At 61.9% G+C, this 18,197-nt stretch carries 14 protein-coding genes, 2 tRNA genes and 1 pseudogene; 4 read left to right on the forward strand and 13 right to left on the reverse strand.

Annotated elements, in window-relative coordinates; genetic code table 11:
- Positions 1 to 14 precede the first annotated feature (14 nt).
- The 4 genes from ABIE53_RS14220 (at position 15) to ABIE53_RS14235 (ending at position 5,755) form a co-directional block, all read left to right on the forward strand.
- The gene (locus tag ABIE53_RS14220) at positions 15 to 1,157 is read left to right on the forward strand and encodes an acyl-CoA dehydrogenase family protein (protein WP_114156284.1); all 1,143 of its coding nucleotides are present in this window, start codon (positions 15 to 17) and stop codon (positions 1,155 to 1,157) included.
- Between the two features lie 86 nt (positions 1,158 to 1,243).
- A complete protein-coding gene (locus tag ABIE53_RS14225) occupies positions 1,244 to 2,137 on the forward strand; it encodes a LysR family transcriptional regulator (protein ID WP_114156285.1) in 894 nt (297 codons plus the stop codon).
- A 135-nt stretch (positions 2,138 to 2,272) separates the two neighbouring features.
- Positions 2,273 to 4,255 carry an aconitase family protein gene (locus tag ABIE53_RS14230; protein WP_114156286.1) on the forward strand — a complete coding sequence of 661 codons (1,983 nt, stop codon included), beginning with the start codon at positions 2,273 to 2,275 and terminating at the stop codon, positions 4,253 to 4,255.
- A 57-nt stretch (positions 4,256 to 4,312) separates the two neighbouring features.
- Positions 4,313 to 5,755 (forward strand): MFS transporter, encoded by a 1,443-nt coding sequence (locus ABIE53_RS14235; protein WP_114156287.1) that lies wholly within the window; start codon positions 4,313 to 4,315, stop codon positions 5,753 to 5,755.
- A gap of 91 nt (positions 5,756 to 5,846) precedes the next feature.
- On the opposite strand, the gene ABIE53_RS14240 is transcribed toward ABIE53_RS14235, so the two are convergent.
- The 13 genes and pseudogenes from ABIE53_RS14240 to ABIE53_RS14300 all read right to left on the reverse strand — a co-directional run bounded on the left by ABIE53_RS14240 (position 5,847) and on the right by ABIE53_RS14300 (position 18,168).
- Positions 5,847 to 5,923, reverse strand: a tRNA-Pro gene (locus ABIE53_RS14240).
- Between the two features lie 61 nt (positions 5,924 to 5,984).
- Positions 5,985 to 6,392: a MerR family transcriptional regulator gene (locus tag ABIE53_RS14245; RefSeq protein WP_029967632.1), complete on the reverse strand. Its 408-nt coding sequence runs from the start codon at positions 6,390 to 6,392 to the stop codon at positions 5,985 to 5,987.
- A gap of 46 nt (positions 6,393 to 6,438) precedes the next feature.
- The gene (locus ABIE53_RS14250; RefSeq protein ID WP_006052505.1) at positions 6,439 to 6,849 is read right to left on the reverse strand and encodes an integration host factor subunit alpha; all 411 of its coding nucleotides are present in this window, start codon (positions 6,847 to 6,849) and stop codon (positions 6,439 to 6,441) included.
- 69 nt (positions 6,850 to 6,918) lie between these two features.
- Entirely contained in the window at positions 6,919 to 9,354 is a 2,436-nt protein-coding gene (gene pheT, locus ABIE53_RS14255) for a phenylalanine--tRNA ligase subunit beta (RefSeq protein ID WP_114156288.1), read from the reverse strand.
- Between the two features lie 176 nt (positions 9,355 to 9,530).
- Positions 9,531 to 10,544 (reverse strand): phenylalanine--tRNA ligase subunit alpha, encoded by a 1,014-nt coding sequence (pheS, locus tag ABIE53_RS14260; RefSeq protein ID WP_006052503.1) that lies wholly within the window; start codon positions 10,542 to 10,544, stop codon positions 9,531 to 9,533.
- A gap of 158 nt (positions 10,545 to 10,702) precedes the next feature.
- On the reverse strand, positions 10,703 to 11,062 hold the full coding sequence (rplT, locus tag ABIE53_RS14265) for a 50S ribosomal protein L20 (RefSeq protein WP_006052502.1): 360 nt from the start codon (positions 11,060 to 11,062) through the stop codon (positions 10,703 to 10,705).
- A 29-nt stretch (positions 11,063 to 11,091) separates the two neighbouring features.
- Positions 11,092 to 11,289 carry a 50S ribosomal protein L35 gene (gene rpmI, locus ABIE53_RS14270; RefSeq protein ID WP_006052501.1) on the reverse strand — a complete coding sequence of 66 codons (198 nt, stop codon included), beginning with the start codon at positions 11,287 to 11,289 and terminating at the stop codon, positions 11,092 to 11,094.
- Between the two features lie 243 nt (positions 11,290 to 11,532).
- Entirely contained in the window at positions 11,533 to 12,057 is a 525-nt protein-coding gene (infC, locus tag ABIE53_RS14275) for a translation initiation factor IF-3 (RefSeq protein ID WP_081435533.1), read from the reverse strand.
- A gap of 49 nt (positions 12,058 to 12,106) precedes the next feature.
- Positions 12,107 to 14,015 (reverse strand): annotated as a pseudogene (gene thrS / locus ABIE53_RS14280) (threonine--tRNA ligase).
- 250 nt (positions 14,016 to 14,265) lie between these two features.
- A tRNA-Val gene (locus ABIE53_RS14285) sits at positions 14,266 to 14,342 on the reverse strand.
- A gap of 130 nt (positions 14,343 to 14,472) precedes the next feature.
- The gene (locus ABIE53_RS14290; RefSeq protein WP_053858502.1) at positions 14,473 to 16,716 is read right to left on the reverse strand and encodes a RelA/SpoT family protein; all 2,244 of its coding nucleotides are present in this window, start codon (positions 16,714 to 16,716) and stop codon (positions 14,473 to 14,475) included.
- Between the two features lie 106 nt (positions 16,717 to 16,822).
- Positions 16,823 to 17,176: a RidA family protein gene (locus ABIE53_RS14295; RefSeq protein WP_006052435.1), complete on the reverse strand. Its 354-nt coding sequence runs from the start codon at positions 17,174 to 17,176 to the stop codon at positions 16,823 to 16,825.
- 80 nt (positions 17,177 to 17,256) lie between these two features.
- Positions 17,257 to 18,168: an alpha/beta fold hydrolase gene (locus tag ABIE53_RS14300; protein ID WP_114156724.1), complete on the reverse strand. Its 912-nt coding sequence runs from the start codon at positions 18,166 to 18,168 to the stop codon at positions 17,257 to 17,259.
- Between the last annotated feature and the right edge of the window lie 29 nt (positions 18,169 to 18,197).

An 18,197-nucleotide genomic window follows, 5' to 3' on the forward strand; every position in this document is an offset into this window, starting at 1 on the left:
AGGAAACGGACATCATGAACTTCCAGCACACCGAAGATCGCCGGATGCTCGCCGATACGCTGAACCGCTTTATCAGCGAACAGTATGGCTTCGCGACGCGCGACCGGATCGCGCGATCGTCGCATGGCTTTAACAGTGAGTTGTGGAATCGTTTCGGAGAGCTAGGTATTATCGGCGCGTTGTTCGATGAAGCGAGCGGCGGCTTCGGCGGCGGCGGGTTTGATATTGCAGTCGTGTTCGAGAGCCTCGGGCGCGGGCTCGTGGTCGAGCCGTTTCTCGATACGCTCATCGTCGGCCAGGCCATTGCTCGCAGCGGCAATGACGCGCAGCGGGCGTTGCTCGGCGGATTGATCGACGGGTCGCGTATTGTCGCGCTCGCGCATAGCGAGCCGGATAGTCACTACGAACTCGCCCGAGTGACGACGCGCGCCGAGCGCAATGGCGATGGTGATGGCAGCGCGTGGCAATTGAATGGCGCCAAGGCGGTGGTTCAGCACGGCGAGCAGGCTGCCTTCTTCCTCGTGTCGGCGCGCACCGAAGGTGCGGACGATTCCGAAGCCGGCGTGACGCTGTTTCTGGTGCCTCGCGATGCGCCGGGCGTGAGCGTGCGTGGTTATCCGAAGATCGACGGCGGGCGCGCGGCCGAAGTGAGCTTCGAGAACGTCATACTCGGCGACGACGCTTTGCTCGGCGCGGCGGGCAACGGTTTCGCAACGCTCGAATATGCGATTGCATGCGGCGTGCTCGCGCTCTGCTCGGAAGCGGTCGGCGCGATGGACGTCGCGAAGGACTACACGCTCGACTATCTGCGCACGCGCCAGCAGTTCGGCGTGGCGATCGGCAGCTTCCAGGCATTGCAGCACAGAATGGCCGACATGCTGCTCGAGATCGAGCAGGCACGCTCAGCGGTAATCAACGCCGCGGCCGCGTTAGGTGCCGAACGCAAGGTGCGCGAGCGCGCGGTGTCGGCGGCGAAATACAGCATCGGCAGGATCGGTGCGCTCGTCGCGCAGGAGTGCATTCAACTGCATGGCGGGATCGGCATGACGTGGGAACTGCCGCTCGCTCATTACGCAAAGCGGCTTGTGATGATCGATCATCAGCTTGGGGATGAGGATCATCATTTGGAGCGGTTTGTGGAGTTGGGGCGAGAGTGACGATTGTTGAACGCAGTCGTCCGGGGGCTTAGGACTGTCGCTGCTAGAATTGGCTGTTCAAACTATGCAGGCGCAACGCCGGCCGTATGCGAATCGATCCGTACAGCCTCGAGCTGTTCATCTCCGTCGTGCAGGAAGGCTCGATTGCTCGCGCCGCCAGCCGCAATCACATTGCCGCTTCCGCACTGAGCCGGCGTATCGCGGATCTGGAGTCGGCAATGGGCCTCGCGTTGCTGATTCGTTCGCCGTCGGGAGTCGAGTTGACGGAGGCCGGGCGGCATGCGTTTTCTCGTGCGGTGTCGGTTCACGATCAGTTGCAGTCATTCGCCCGCGAGGTGCAGTCGCTCAGCGGCGAGGTCGCCGGCGTCGTGCGTCTGTATGCGAACGCATCGGCGATTGTCGGCTTTTTGCCCGAGCGGCTGAAGGCGTTTCAGGCCCACTACCCGCTCGTGCGAATCGCGCTCACCGAGCAGATCAGCGACGAAGTCATCCGCGCCTGCATGGACGACCGGGCCGACGTCGGCATTTCTGCGAGCGGCAAAGCATCCGGCGGACTGGAATCATGGCACTTCGCCGATGACCCGCTGATGGTCGTGCTCCCTCTCGATCACGAACTCGCCGCGCTCGAGGCGCCGACCTTCAGCGACGTGCTCCGCTTTCCACTCGTTGCGCTACAGGCCGGCGGCTCGCTGGACCTGCTCATCAAGGAGCGCGCCGACGCAGCGCGGACGCCGCTCAAACTGTCCGTCACCGTCAACAGTTTCGATGCGCAGTGCCGGATGGTCGAAGCAGGACTTGGCATCGGTATTGTGCCGACGAGCGCCGCGTCCGCGTTCGCCGGATCGCATGCGTTCGTGCGCCGGCCGCTCGATGAAACCTGGGCGACGAGCCGCACGCTGCGGGTTCATGCGCTGCGCAAATCGTCGCGTCTGAAGGCGGTCCAGGCGTTGATTGAAGCGCTGACAGGTCCTGCCAGTTAAAGAGACGTCGGCGGACCATCACAAGCCCCTTGCAAGCCCTTCGTGAGGCCATCGCCAATCGCGATGCCCCGTTTGCCGATCCAGCACTTCGCTCAGCTCTCGCCGCCATCTAGATTCGGGTAGAAGGAGAAGTGGATGGCAAAACTGGATTTGACTGGCCGCGTACTGTTTCTTTGCGCGGACCCCGAACGAATCGCGCAACAGCTCGACGGTACGGAGCTGAACCCGGCGACGGCAGGCAGCTTGAGAGACGACGTGTCGACGGACGAGATCACGCCGATGAGCGTGCTGACCCGCTTCGACGAACGCCTTGGCCGGGTGCCTTATGTGGGGTTCCGTGCAGGCGATACGAATCCGATCGGTATCGACGCGATTCGCAACGGCGGCTTTCGCGTGACGGTGGCGGGCAACCGGTACGGCAAAGGTTCGTCGCGCGAACATAGTCCGCTCGCGGAATATCGCGCCGGCATCCGGCTCGTGATCGCGCGGAGCTTCGAGCGCATCTATCGTCAGAATGCGGACAACCTCGGGCTCTTTACGTCGACGGACTTCGGCCTGATCGAACGCATCCAGCGAGGCGAGCCGATCGACGTCGAAGAGCTCGTCGCCTCGCGCGATAGCCTCGCCGCTGCGATTCTGACAAGCGGCGGCCTGCTGCGTTACGGCGCGCAAAACATGCGCCAAATCCGCTCGACAACTTCCGCGGCCAATGCCGATGCCGCTGACGCCAACAACGCGCAGCCGCGCACGCTCGCGCAAAAAATCCTCGACCGTCACGCGCTTTCCACCGATGCAACCGGCGACACGCCGACGCCCGGCAGCGGCGCGTTCGTCCGCGCGGATTGGCGCTTCATCCACGAGTACTACACGGGCATGGCCACGCACATGCTGCATGCCACGTTCGGCAAGCCGCTCACGCTGAGCGATCCCGACACGATTCTCGCGTTCGAGGATCACCTGTCGTATTCGCACAAGAGCGAGCTTCATGTGCGCAACGGCCTGCTGCCCGACGTGCGCGAACTGTCGGCGGCGCATCGTCAGTTCGCGCGCGACTACGCGATCACGAATCACGGCTATCTGAGCGAAGTCGACGGCAGCTTCACCGAAGGTTCAGAAGGCATCTCGCACGCGATGATGGCCGAGCGTTACGCGCTGCCCGGGCAACTGATTGTCGGCACCGATTCGCATACGCCGCATAGCGGCGCCTTGGGCTGTCTCGCGTTCGGCGTCGGCACGACCGACATGGCGAATGCGTTTGTCACAGGCGCGGTGCGGATGACCGTGCCCGAATCGCTGCGGGTTAATTTCAACGGCGCGGTGGCGCCGGGCGTCACCGCGAAAGACCTCGTGCTGCACTTGCTGGCCGAACCGCGCATACGTGCGGGTGCGGGCGTCGGAAAGGTGTTCGAGTTCGCCGGCAGCGCTGTCCATCAGTTGACGACCGACGAGCGAACCACGCTCACCAACATGACGGCCGAACTCGGCGGCTTCTCCGGCATTGTCGCGCCCGACGAAGAGACGGTGCGCTTTTTGAAGGAGCGCCGCGGCGTCGACTTCAGCCTCGAACCGTGGATGCAAAGCGATGCGGGCGCGACGTACGCCGACGTCATCGATATAGACTGCTCGCACATTTCGCCGATGCTCGCCGCGCCCGGCGATCCGGGCAACGGCATTGCGCTGCGCGATCTCGCGCAACGCCCGAAGGTGGACATCGCGTATGGCGGCTCGTGCACGGCAGGCAAGCGCGAGGACTTCGATCACTATCACGAGGTGCTCGCATGGGCGCTCGCGCGCGGCTTGCGGGTGCCGTCAGGTGTGAAGCTCTTTCTTCAGTTCGGCACGTCGGAGGTTCGCGATTACTGCGTGAAACGCGGCTATATCGACGCGTTCGAGCAGGCCGGCGCGATTCTGCTTCAACCCTCGTGCGGCGCATGCGCCAATTGCGGACCGGGCTCGTCCACCGACGCGGACCAGATCACGATCAGCGCGATCAACCGCAATTTCTCGGGCCGCTCCGGGCCTGGGCAGGTGTGGCTCGCGAGTCCGCCGACGGTCGTTGCAAGCGCGCTTGCGGGCAAGATCGCTTCGTTTGCGGAATTGCAGGAACAGTACCGCTAACGGCCGCGGCGCAAGTTGTGACATATTCAAAAAGAGATGCAGATACAGGAGACAGGCATGGCCATTCTGGAGGGCGCGTCATCGCTACGCGTCGGTAATGACGCAGCACAAGCCGAAGCGGCCACGGTCGCCGGCATCGGAACAATTTCCGCCCGCCTCGACAGACTTCCCGCGACGCGCGCGGTCTGGAAGCTGATTCTGCTGCTCAGTCTCGGATTCTTTTTCGAGCTGTACGATCTTCTCTTCACGGGCTACGTCGCGCCCGGTCTCGTTAAAAGCGGCATTCTCACGCCCACGACGTCGGGGCTCTTCGGCACGTCCGGCGTCGCGAGCTTCGTTGCGGCGCTCTTCGCCGGGCTGTTCGTCGGCACGATCGCGTGCGGCTTTCTCGCCGACCGTTTTGGCCGACGAGCGATCTTCACCTGGTCGCTGCTGTGGTACATGGCGGCGAACACGGTGATGGCGTTCCAGGACACCGCACACGGCCTCAATTTATGGCGCTTCGTTTCAGGCATGGGCATCGGTGTTGAACTCATCACCATCGGCACCTACCTGTCCGAACTCGCGCCGAAGCACTTGCGCGGCAGGGCTTTTGCAGTCTGTCAGGCGATCGGCTTTTCCGCGGTGCCTGTCGTGGCGTTTCTTTCCTATCTGCTCGTACCGAGAACGCCGTTCGGACTCGACGGCTGGCGCTGGGTCGTGCTGCTCGGCGGCATCAGCGCACTCTTCGTCTGGTACTTCCGGCGAAATCTGCCGGAAAGCCCGCGCTGGCTGGCGAGCAAAGGGCGAATTCGCGAAGCGGACGAAGTGCTCGCGCGGCTGGAAGAAAAAGTCGCGCAGCAATACGGCAAGCCGCTGCCTCAGCCTGGGCCCGCGGCGCCGGTGCCGCGCAAGGCGCGATTCGCCGACATGTGGCAGCCGCCCTACCGCAAGCGCACGCTGATGCTGATCGTCTTTCACATTTTCCAGACGGTCGGCTTCTACGGTTTCGCCAACTGGGTGCCGACCCTGCTGGTCAAGCAAGGCATCACGGTGACCTCGAGCCTGCTCTATACGACGGTGATCGGCCTCGCCGCGCCGCTCGGCCCGTTGCTTGGCTACTGGATCGCGGATCGCTTCGAACGCAAGCATGTGATCGTGTGCATGGCCGCGATCAATATCGTGAGCGGATTGCTGTTCAGCCAGGCCTCGGCGGCGGTGATGATCGTGACGCTTGGCGTGCTGCTGACGCTGGCCGGCAACATCATCTCGTTCACCTATCACACGTATCAGCAGGAGCTTTATCCGACGGCAATCCGCGCGCGGGCGGTGGGCTTCGTGTATTCGTGGAGCCGGTTGTCTGCTGTGTTCAGTTCGTTTGTGATCGCGTTTATGCTGAAGGAGTTCGGCGTGACGGGTGTGTTTGTGTTTATCGCGAGCGCGATGGCGCTTGTGATTGTCGCGATCGGTCTGATGGGGCCGCGGACGTTGGGGGAATCTCTGGAGAGTATTTCGCACTGAATGCGTCGCACTGAATGCGCGATTGGCGGGGCACGCTGTGGCGCAAATGAAAAAGGCCTCACAAGCGATGCTTGTAAGGCCTTGTTTTCTTTGGTCGGGGCGAGAGGATTTGAACCTCCGACCACCTGCACCCCATGCAGGTACGCTACCAGGCTGCGCTACGCCCCGAACAGCAAGAAATTATAACAGACACTTCATTCGATGAGAACCGCCGCCACCAACAAAGCCATTAGCGATTCAACAGGTCGATCACGTGAAGCAGCTCTTTGCGCAACTGTTCGACGTCGACGGCAACCGTGGTCGGCGCCGGCGGTGCGACGCCCTCGACCTGGTCGCCCGCTGCGGCCGGCGCACCGTGCGCGCCGCCGCCATGCGAATCGAGCCGGTTGCGCGCACCGTTGATCGTGAAACCCTGCTCGTACAACAGCTCGCGAATCCGCCGGATCAACAGCACCTCGTGATGCTGATAGTACCGGCGATTACCGCGCCGCTTCACCGGCCGCAACTGCGTAAACTCCTGCTCCCAATAGCGCAGCACATGCGGCTTCACACCGCATAGTTCGCTGACCTCACCAATCGTGAAGTAGCGTTTCGCTGGAATCGGAGGCAAGACGACTTTTTCCATCGTCGCTGTCATCGTCAGTTAGCCGTCGTGGTGGGTTGCGCAGGAACGCGCCAGTCGATCAGCGCGTGAAGCTCGCTTCCGCGCCGTTCTCGACCAGAGCCTTCAGCTTTTGACTTGCATGAAACGTCACAACGCGGCGCGCGGCGATCGGAATCGCCTCGCCGGTTTTCGGGTTTCTGCCGGGACGCTGCGGCTTGTCGCGCAACTGGAAGTTGCCGAAGCCGGACAGCTTGACGCTGTCGCCGCTCTCGAGCGCGTCGCGGATCACCTCGAAAAACGCCTCGACCATGTCTTTCGCTTCCCGCTTGTTGAGCCCGACATTGTCGAACAGCAACTCGGCAAGTTCCGCTTTGGTGAGCGTCGGCGTTTCAGTTGAAACGGCGGCGGGTGATGTCGGAATTTCTCGAATCATGGCGCTGCGTTGCGCCGTAAGAAGGGCTTCGAAATCACTCGAGTTCATTTCATTCATATCTATCAAATGGCGCGCCAGACAGAAAACAAAGGATGCGGAAACAGCCGTGCAATTGTTAAATGCGGGTTATCCGCGCAACCGTGCGCCATATACTCGAGCCAGACGTTCCACCAGAGTCTGAATGGCCAGATCGACCGTTTCGTCTTGAAGGGTCCCGCCAGTATCTTGCAAGGTAACTCGGAACGCAAGGCTTTTCTCGTGAGCCGCCAGACCACCGGAAGTGTTTGATTTTGGACGGAATTCGTCGAAAAGCGCAACCTTCTGAACGGTCTTGCAGGCGGGCTCGGACTGGGCCTTCTGGAGCTCGTCGAGAAGCGCTTGCACCTCGATTTTCTGATCGACAACCACTGCGATATCGCGTCGCACCGGCGGGAATTTAGACACTTCCGACGGCGTGGGCAATACGCGTTGCATTAATGCGTCCGCTTCAAGTTCAAACAGAATCGGCGCATGCGGTAAATCATATTTTTGCATCCAGCGCGGATGCAATTCGCCAATCCAGCCGATCGCGCGGCCATCGAGTTGGATGCGTGCGCTGCGCCCCGGATGCAGCGCCGGATGCTCCGCTTTCACGAAGCGCGCCGCCGCCGGCGCGAGCAACGTCTCGACGTCGGCCTTCACGTCGAAGTAGTCGACCGTGCGCGCGGATGCGCCCCACTGTTCGTCGAGCGCCGGACCGTACGCGAGGCCTCCGATCATCTTCGGCTGCGCGAAGCCTTCGACCGTCAGCTCGCCCGCCTTGATCGACGGATCGTGCAGGAACACGCGGCCCGCTTCGAACACGCGCACGCGGTCGGCGGCGCGCCGGTTCAGGTTCGTGCGCAGCACGTGGATGAGGCTGCCGAACAGCGTCGTGCGCATGACCGACAACTGGCTCGCGATCGGGTTCAGCAGGCGCACCGGCTTGTCGTTGCCGGCGAAGTCCTGTTCCCACTCGGCGTCGACGAAACTGAAGTTCACCGTTTCCGCGTAATCGCGCGCGGCAAGCGCGTGGCGGATAGTGTGGATCGAGCGGCGCGTTTCGTGGGTCGCGCGCATCTCGCTCTTCGCGACGGGCGGGCGCGCCGGAATCTTTTCGAAACCGTAGATGCGCGCGACTTCCTCGATCAGGTCCTCTTCGATTTCAATGTCGAAACGGTACGACGGCGGCATCACCGAGAAGGTGTCGCCGTCACGTTCGAATGTGAGGCCGAGGCGCGTGAAGATCTGCGCGATTTCGTCAGCGCCGATCGCAACGCCAATGATGCGGTTCGCGCGCGACACGCGCATCTTCACCGGCTCGCGCTGCGGCACGTTGACGATCTGGTCGTCCACCGGACCCGCCTCGCCACCGCAAATGTCGAGGATGAGTTGCGTGATGCGCTCGATATGTTCGACGGTGCTCGCGTAATCGACGCCGCGCTCGAAGCGATGGCCGGCGTCCGTCGAAAAGTTGTACTTGCGCGAGCGGCCGCGAATGCTGTCGGGCCACCAGAACGCGGCTTCGAGGTAGATGTTGGTGGTGTCGAGCGTGACGGCCGTGCTGTCGCCGCCCATGATGCCCGCGAGACTTTCGATATGCCGCTCGTCGGCGATCACGCCCACGGTTTCGTCGACTTCGACGGTGTTGCCGTTCAGCAGCTTGAGCGTTTCGCCCTTGCGGCCCCAACGCACGTCCATGCCGCCGTGGATCTTGTCCAGATCGAACACGTGCGACGGACGGCCCAACTCGAGCATCACGTAATTCGAAATATCGACGAGCGCCGAGATGCTGCGCTGACCCGAACGCTCCAAACGTTCGATCATCCATTGCGGCGACTTCGCACGCGCATTCACGCCGCGGATGACGCGGCCCGAGAAACGTCCGCACAGATCGGGCGCCGAAATTCTGACAGGCAGCGTCTCGTTGAGCTTGACCTCGACTGGCTTGATCTCGAGCGAACGCAACGGTGCGCCGGTGATCGCGGACGTTTCGCGCGCCACGCCGAACACCGACAGGCAGTCCGCCTTGTTCGGCGTCAACTTGATTTCGAAAATGGTGTCGTCGAGATTGAGCGTTTCGCGGATGTCCTGGCCGATCGGCGTATCTTCCGGCAGGATCATCAGGCCGCTATGATCTTCGGACAGCTTCAGCTCGCGCGCGGAGCACAGCATGCCCTGGCTTTCCACGCCGCGCAGCTTCGAGAGCTTGATCGCGAACGGCGCACCGCCCTCTTCGGCCGGCGGCAGTTGCGCGCCGACCAGCGCGACCGGCACCTTGATGCCGGGTGCCACGTTCGGCGCACCGCATACGATGTTCAGCGTCGCGCCCGTGCCGGCGTTCACCTGGCAGACGTTGAGCTTGTCCGCGTCCGGATGCTTGACGACTTCCAGCACCTGACCGACCACGATCTTCGAGGTCGGCGGCGCGGCCGGCCGCAGGTCTTCCACTTCGAGACCCGCCATCGTCAATGCGTGCGACAACTCGTCCGTGGTCAGTTGCGGATCGACAAAGGTTCTCAGCCAGGATTCCGGGAATTGCATGGTTCTGTGTACGTTCTGATCGGTTTAGGTCCACGTGACGCAGAGGCCAACTGTCACTGCTTGTCACTGCGGGACGCTTTGGCGGCAGGCACTGCGTTCGTTGCCGCGCTCTATGCTCGTCGTCGCGCCGTGCGCGTTCGCTCGGGCGCGCTCAGTAGGCGCGCTTATAGGCGCGCTCAGGCAAATTGACGCAGGAAACGCAGGTCGTTTTCGAAGAACAGACGCAGGTCCTGCACGCCGTAGCGCAACATGGTGAGCCGCTCGAGGCCGCTGCCGAATGCAAAGCCGATGTAGCGCTCCGGGTCGAGGCCCATGTTGCGGATCACCGTGGGATGAACCTGGCCGGAACCCGAAATCTCGAGCCATTTGCCCGCGTTCTTGCCCGTTTCGAACAACATGTCGATCTCAGCCGACGGTTCGGTGAACGGGAAATAAGACGGGCGGAAACGCACCTGAATATCGTCGCGCTCGAAGAACTTCTTGAGAAAGTCGGTATAGACGCCCTTCAGATCCGCGAAGCTGATGTTCTCTTCGATCCACAGGCCTTCGACCTGGTTGAACATGGGCGAGTGAGTCGCGTCGCTGTCCACGCGATACGTGCGGCCCGGCACGATCACCTTGATAGGCGGCGTGTTGGTGCGCGCGTAGCGGACCTGCATCGGGCTCGTATGCGTGCGCAGCAGCAGTTGACGGCCGTCGGCATCTTTGCCGTCGACGTAGAACGTGTCCTGCATCGAACGCGCCGGATGGTTTTCCGGGCTGTTCAGCGAGGTGAAGTTGTACCAGTCGGTTTCGATCTCGGGGCCGTCGGCCACGTCGAAACCGATGCTGCCGAAAATCTGTTCGACGCGCTCCCACGTGCGCATCACCGGATGCAGGCTGCCGGCATGGGCGCCGCGTCCCGGCAAGGTGACGTCGATCGCTTCGGCGGCGAGGCGCTGGTTCAGCAACGCGTCGGCCAGCGCCTGGCGGCGCGCCGTCAATGCGGCTTCGACCTGTTGCTTGACGAGGTTGATCCGTGCGCCTTCGGTCTTGCGCGTTTCGGGATCGAGTTTGCCAAGGCCCTTCAACAGTTCTGTCAGCGCGCCCGATTTACCGAGAAAGCGCGCTTTCTCGTTCTCGAGCGTGGTGACGTCGGAGGCTTCTGCGAAGGCTTTTTGCGCGTCGGCGACAATCTGGTCCAGATCCATTGATCCCATCATTTCAACGTCAGTGTTCTATCGAAACAAAACTGGTTCTACCAACAAAAACGGGGCTCGGTGAGGAGCCCCGTTTTTGTTGCAGCGTCACCGAGACTACCGGATGTTCGCTGCAACGAACCACGCAGTGTTAATTGCCAGAAGCGCAATCAGGCTGCAACGGCGGCTTTCACCTGCTGAACGATCGCAGCAAAAGCAGCCTTGTCGAACACAGCCATGTCGGCCAGCACCTTGCGGTCCAGTTCGATCGAAGCCTTCTTCAGGCCGTTGATGAACACGCTGTACGTCATGTCGTGCTGACGCACCGCCGCGTTGATACGCGTGATCCACAATGCACGGAACACGCGCTTCTTGTTGCGGCGATCGCGGTAGGCGTACTGGCCTGCGCGCATGACCGCCTGCTTGGCGATGCGATAGACGTTATTGCGACGGCCGCGGTAACCCTTGGCCAGCTTGATGATCTTCTTGTGACGGGCCCGTGCGGTAACCCCACGTTTTACTCGAGGCATGTCTTGCTCCTATGAGTTTCGGTTAAGGGTTAAGCGAACGGCAGCATTGCGCGCACGGAGTTCAGATCGGAATCATGAACTGCCGTCGAACCGCGCAGATGGCGTTTGTTCTTGGTGGTCTTCTTGGTAAGAATGTGGCGCTTGAAGGCTTGACCGCGCTTGACGGTACCGCCCGGACGCACCACGAAGCGCTTTGCAGCACTCTTCTTGGTCTTCATCTTCGGCATGACAACTCCATTATTAGATGGATATGGGTGTGCGGTCGGCCAGTTGGCCATTACCCGCCCTTCGAAACCCACTCCACTTGGTATGCAGACCGCCGATACCGCCGGCGGCCGCTTTCAGGAAACGGCACGTTTGCACGAGCGCCGCTCCGAAACCTGCTGACGTCGCGCCGGACACCCGGCGTGACGCCACTCGAACTTGACAACCAGAACGCGCGCCACATGGCGCGCCGCCGCTCTGACCGCTTACTTCTTTTTCTTCGGAGCGAGCACCATGATCATCTGGCGCCCTTCCATTTTCGGCATTTGCTCGACCTGACCTACTTCGTCGAGGTCGGTGCGCAGGCGTTCCAGCATGCGCATACCGATTTCCTGGTGAGCCATTTCGCGGCCACGGAAACGCAACGTGATTTTCGTCTTGTCGCCGTCTTCGAGAAAGCGAATGAGGTTGCGCAGTTTGACGTTGTAGTCACCGTCGTCAGTGCCCGGGCGGAATTTGACTTCCTTGACCTGAACGATCTTCTGCTTGAGCTTGGCCTCGTGCTGCTTCTTCGCTTCCGAGTACTTGAACTTGCCGTAGTCCATCAAGCGGCAAACCGGCGGAACCGCTTGCGGCGCGATTTCCACCAGATCCACGTCTTGCTGTTCCGACATGCGGAACGCATCAGCGAGTTTCACGATGCCGAGCGGTTCGTTCTCGACTCCGACCAGACGCACCTCGGGTGCCGTAATTTCACCGTTGATGCGGTGCGCAGACTTATCAGTAGCGATGTTACGTTTCCTCTAAAAATTAAAAAAACGAGCCGGGCTGCCAAGTGGCTCAGTTGAACGACTGCACGTCCAGGCGCAGACGCTCAATGAAGGTATCGGCAGGCATCACGCCAAGGTCGACACCACCACGGGCACGCACGGCTACCGTTTGGGCTTCACGCTCCTTGTCGCCGACCACAAGCAGGTACGGCACCTTCTCAAGCGTGTGCTCACGTATTTTATAGCTAATCTTCTCGTTGCGCAAATCGGCCTCTACTCTAACCCCTTGTTTTTGCAACGATTGGGCTAGAGACTGGGCGTATTCGGCCTGACTTTCGGCGATATTCATCACCACCACCTGCATCGGGCGCAAGCCAAGCGGGCATTGCACCGGCATGGTGCTCGATCAGGATGCCGAGAAAACGCTCCATTGATCCGACGATTGCCCGGTGCAGCATGATCGGCCGGCGACGGCTGTTGTCTTCCGCGACGTACTCCGCGCCGAGACGCTCCGGCAGCACCATGTCGAGCTGCAGCGTGCCACATTGCCACGAGCGGCCGAGCGCGTCCTTGATGTGATATTCCACCTTCGGACCATAGAACGCGCCTTCGCCCGGCAGTTCTTCCCACGTCACGCCGCACGCGGTCAGCGCTTCGCGCAGGCCCTGCTCCGCGCGATCCCACGTTTCGTCCGTGCCGGCGCGCGCATCAGGGCGCAGCGACAGCTTGATCTCGACATGATCGAAGCCGAAGTCGCTGTACACGCTCATGGCGAGCGTATTGAAAGCGATCGACTCGCTGATGAACTGGTCTTCTGTACAGAAAATGTGCGCGTCGTCCTGCACGAACCCGCGCACGCGCATCAAGCCATGCAGCGCGCCCGACGATTCGTTGCGGTGGCACGAGCCGAACTCCGCGTAACGCAGCGGCAGATCCCGATATGAGCGCAAGCCGTGGTTGAACACCTGCACGTGACCGGGGCAGTTCATCGGCTTGATCGCGTAGTCGCGCTTTTCCGATTCCGTCGTGAACATATTTTCACGATAGTTCTGCCAGTGGCCCGACGCCTCCCACAGCGACCGGTCCATGATCATGGGCGTCTTGATCTCCAGATAGCCGGCGTCGTTCACGCGGCGGCGCATGTACTGCTCGACCTGCTGCCACAACGTCCAGCCGCGCGGATGCCAGAACACCATGCCCGGTGACTCGTCCTGCATGTGAAACAGGTCAAGCTGCTTGCCGAGTTTGCGGTGGTCGCGCTTTTCCGCTTCCTCGAGCATGTGCAGATACGCTTCCTGGTCTTCTTTCTTCGTCCAGGCCGTACCGTAAATGCGCTGCAACTGCTCGTTCTTCGAATCGCCGCGCCAGTAAGCGCCCGCGACCTTCATCAGCTTGAAGACCTTGAGCTTGCCGGTGGACGGCACGTGCGGACCGCGGCACAGATCGGTAAAGCCGCCGTGCGAGTACAGCTTGATTTCGTCGGTAGCGGGAATCGACTCGATGATCTCCGCCTTGTACTTCTCGCCGATGCTCTTGAAGTAGTCGACCGCTTCGCCGCGCGACACGACGCGGCGCGAAACCGGCTCGTCTTTCTTCGCGAGTTCCTGCATGCGCTTTTCGATCTTTTCGAGATCTTCGGGCGTGAAGGGACGGCTGTAGGCGAAGTCGTAGTAAAAGCCGTTGTCGATCACCGGACCGATGGTGACCTGCGCTTCGGGATACAGGTCTTTCACCGCGTACGCGAGCAAATGCGCCGTGGAGTGCCGAATAATGTCGAGACCGTCTGCGTCTTTTTCGGTGATGATGGCCAGTGACACGTCGCGGTCGATCAACGTGGACGTATCGACGAGCTCACCGTCGATCTTGCCGCCGAGCGCGGCCTTCGCGAGGCCGGGGCCGATGGACGCGGCCACTTCGGCGACGGTCACCGGATGCTCGTACTGTCGAACAGAACCGTCAGGCAGACGTATCGAAACCATTGCGTTCTCCGTGATGCCGACCGGCGGCGGCAGATACAACCATCAAACAAGCCAAAAAAAATGCGGCCCCGCTTTCGAGGGGCCGCATTCACATTTCCTGCAAACTGCACTGGCGAAAGTGGTCCTCGACTAGCGTCGCTCCGAAGTGGTTTCGGTCAACGTTCGCGGTGTCATAACCGTATTCGCCTTTTGCGCCGAGGCGCTTACTGCAGTTTGCGAAATCCCGGCTACGCCGGAATTTCACTTTCGTTGGTAGGCTCGATTGGACTCGAACCAACGACCCCCACCATGTCAAGGTGGTGCTCTAACCAGCTGAGCTACGAGCCTGAAGAAACGAGATTATATGGAGCACCACACTGCTTGGCAAGTACTTTTATGCACCGACTTTAAATCCGCTACTGCCCATCATTTCATGACTCGCGCGATAACCGCATGAGTCCATCAACACACCGTGCTATCACCCTTTACGCGATGCGCGCACGACACCGGTCACTTCGCCGAGCAGCGTGCAGGCGCGCTGGATTTGCGCGGCACTCGACACCTCGACGGTGAATTGCATGAACGCGGCATTGCGGCGCGTCTGCGTCTTCACGCCGATCACATTCATCTTCTCTCTCGCGAACACTTCCGAGATGTCGCGCAGCAGTCCCTGGCGGTCGGTCGCCTCGATCGACAAATCAACCGGATACACCGACTGCCCGCGCCCGCTCATCACGTCCGCGGACCATGCGGTTTGCAGCACCCGCTCCGGCGCGCGCTCGGCCATGCGCATGAACGTCGGGCAATCGCTGCGGTGAATCGACATGCCCTTGCCGCGCGTCACGAAGCCCGAGATGTCGTCGGGCGGCGCAGGCCGGCAGCAGCGCGCGAGCTGCGTGAGCAACGCGTCGACACCGACCACCAGCACGCCCGTCGACGCGCCGCGCGCCACGCTCGCTCCGCTGCTGCGCTTCTCGAATTGCTCCGGCGCCTCGACCACCGGCTCCGGCGGCGGCGCATCGTGCAGCGCCTGCTCGACGAGCCGCAGACTGAACTCTTCCTTGCCCACGACGGAGAAGAGATCGTCGGTGGTCTTGAAGCCGAGCTTGGCGGCAAGCTGATCCAGATTGACCGACGTCTTGCCCTCGCGCTGCAAGGTCTTTTCGACCATCGCGCGGCCGCTTGCGATGTGCTCCTGCAACTCGACCGCATTGAACCAGGCGCGCACCTTCTGACGCGCGCGCGGGCTATGCAGATAGCCGAGCTGCGGATTCAACCAGTCGCGCGACGGACCGCCCTCCTTCACCGCGACGATCTCGACCGTCTGACCGTTTTGCAACTGCGTGTTCAGCGGCACCATCGCGCCGTCGACGCGCGCGCCGCGGCACCGATGCCCCAGCTCGCTATGCAGGTGATAAGCAAAGTCCACCGGCGTCGCGCCATGCGGCAACGCGATCACGCGGGCTTGCGGCGTGAGCACGTAGATATGGTCGTCGTCGAGCGTGGCCTGGCGCAGTTGTTCCCACGGTTGCGCCGCGCGCTTTTCGCCGTGCTCGCCCTCGGACACATCGTCTTTCCATGCGAGCAATTGACGCAGCCACGCGATCTTCTCGTCGTACTTCTCATTGGCCGCGAACTGGCCGCCGTAACCGCGCGTGCCGGCCTCCTTGTAGCGCCAGTGCGCGGCCACGCCGTATTCGGCGAAGCGATGCATTTCGTGCGTGCGGATCTGCACTTCGAACGCGCGGCCGTCGTCGCCGATCACGACTGTATGCAGCGACTTGTAGCCATTCGGCTTGGGCCGCGAAATGTAGTCGTCGAACTCTTTAGGCACCGGTTGCCACAGGTTGTGCACGATACCGAGCACGGTGTAGCAGTCCTTGATGTCCGGCACGATCACGCGAAACGCGCGCACATCGTAGAGTTCCGCGAAGTCCAGTTCCTTGCCGCGCATCTTGCGCCAGATGCTGAAGATATGCTTCGGGCGCCCGCTCACTTCCGCGCGAATGTTGGCGGCGGCGAGTTCCTGCTGCAGGCGTTCAATGGCCTGCGCCACATAAGTTTCGCGCTCGACGCGCTTCTCATCCAGCAGCTTGGCGATGCGCTTGTAAACCACCGGTTCCTCGAAGCGGAACGCGAGGTCCTCGAGTTCCCACTTCAGTTGCCAGATGCCCAGGCGGTTCGCGAGCGGCGCATAAATGTCGAGCGTTTCGCGCGCCACATCCGGCGACGGCGTGAGCTTCGCCGCCGCGTAATAGCGCAGCGACTGCAGCCGCGACGCGAGCCGGATCAACACCACGCGAATGTCCTGCGCGAACGCGAGCAGCATCTTGCGCAATGCCTCGACCTGCGCGCGCCGTGCGGCCTGCGCGTCGCGCCCCGCTTCGGGCATCGTGTTCTGCGCGGCGCGCAAGCTCACGGTGCCAAGGCGCAGCAGCTTGCGCACGTCGCTGACCAGTTGCGCGACTTCTTCGCCGAAGTTGTCGGCGATCACGCGTTCGGGGTCCTGCAAATGCGGCGTCAACGCGAACAGCGCCGCTGCCAGCACGGCCGCCGGATCGACATTGAGCGTGCGCATGATGGACGCGGTGCCCGCCGCGTGATCCGCCAGCAATTCGCCCGATGACAGACGCACCTCGCCCGCATGCAGCCGTACGAATGCCATCGCTTCGTCGAAAGACGGGAGGGGATGCGGCGCGTTCGTAACGGTTTCGGTATTCATGGTGCGCGGCCCAGCGGGCCCTGGCAAATCAACGGAATTTCAACTACGACTGCACGATGCTGCGTTGCTTGGTGCGTCGCTTATCTGCGTCGCCCAACTGCGTTGCTTAGCTACGCTGCGCCGCGACCACGACGATTTCAACGAGGCACTTCGGATTCGCGAGCTTCGCTTCGACTGTCGCGCGCGGCGGCGTCGCGCCTTGTGCGACCCATTCGTCCCACACCGCGTTCATGCCGGCGAAATGCACCATGTCCGAGATGTAGATCTGCACGGACAGCAGATGCGATTTATCGCTGTTGACCTCGGCCAGCAAGCGGTCGATGTGGCCGAGCACTTCGCGCGTCTGCCCCGTGATGTCCTGATCCGCATCTTCGGCGATCTGGCCGGCCAGGTAGACCGTGCCGTTGTGCACGGCGATTTCCGAGAGGCGCTTACCAACATGGTGACGAATGACTGCCATGGAGAATCCTGACGTAGATAGAAGAAGGTTGAATGGAAATGCCGCTTGCATGACCCGAAAGCGTCACGCGGAACTGCATATTATGACGCGTCGTTGCCGGGGCCGATAAAGAACCGCTTCGCAATGTCGATCTGATCCGCCGACAGAAACGCCGGCGCATGCCCGACGCCGCTAATCTCGACGCTCGACACGTCGCGCCCCGTCTCGACCATCTTCGCGACCGTCTCGCGCGACAGCAAATCGGACTGCTCGCCTCTCACCACCAGCACCGGTTTCTGGAACGACGCCAGCGAATGCCATAGCGCGGCCTCGCCGAGTTTCGCGGCTTCTTCGGTGGTCGCGGCGAAGGGCTGCGCGATGCGCGGATCGTAACGAAACAGCCACGTGCCGTTCTCCTCGCGCAAGAGCGGCGTATTGATCTCGCGCCATTCGTCCGGCGTGAGCGGGCCGAAGGTCGTCGCAAGAAACGCCGCGTGATCGATGCCTTGCTGCAGCGACTCGAAACGCGCCGGCTTGCCGAGATAGTCGCCGATACGCTTGACCGCCTCCGGCTCGAGATGCGGACCAACGTCGTTCAACAGCAGTTTGCGGATCGGCGTCTCAGGAAGGCCCGCCAGACCGAGCCCGATCAGGCCGCCCATCGACGTGCCGAACCAGTCGACCGTTTCCACGTCCAGCCGCGCAATCAGCGTGACCATGTCGGCGACATACTGCGGCACGCTATACAGATTGGGGTTGGCAAGCCACGAAGACAAGCCCCGGCCCGCCACATCCGGACACACCACACGGTAGGTGCCGGCGAATTGCGCGGCCAGCCGGTCGAAGTCGCGCCCCGAGCGGGTCAGGCCATGCACGCACAACAGCACGCGCGGATTGTCCGGATCGCCCCACTCCGTGTACGCGATACGATGCAGGCCCGCGGCGCTCGCGCACTGCACATAACGTTGGCGCGGCGTGGGCCGCTCACCGGCGAAGGCGGTCGTTGCAGTCATCTTGGGGTCCTTGCAAAAGCGCTGCGGAT

It is taken from the genome of Paraburkholderia sp. OAS925 (assembly GCF_040543975.1).
GTDB lineage: Bacteria > Pseudomonadota > Gammaproteobacteria > Burkholderiales > Burkholderiaceae > Paraburkholderia > Paraburkholderia graminis.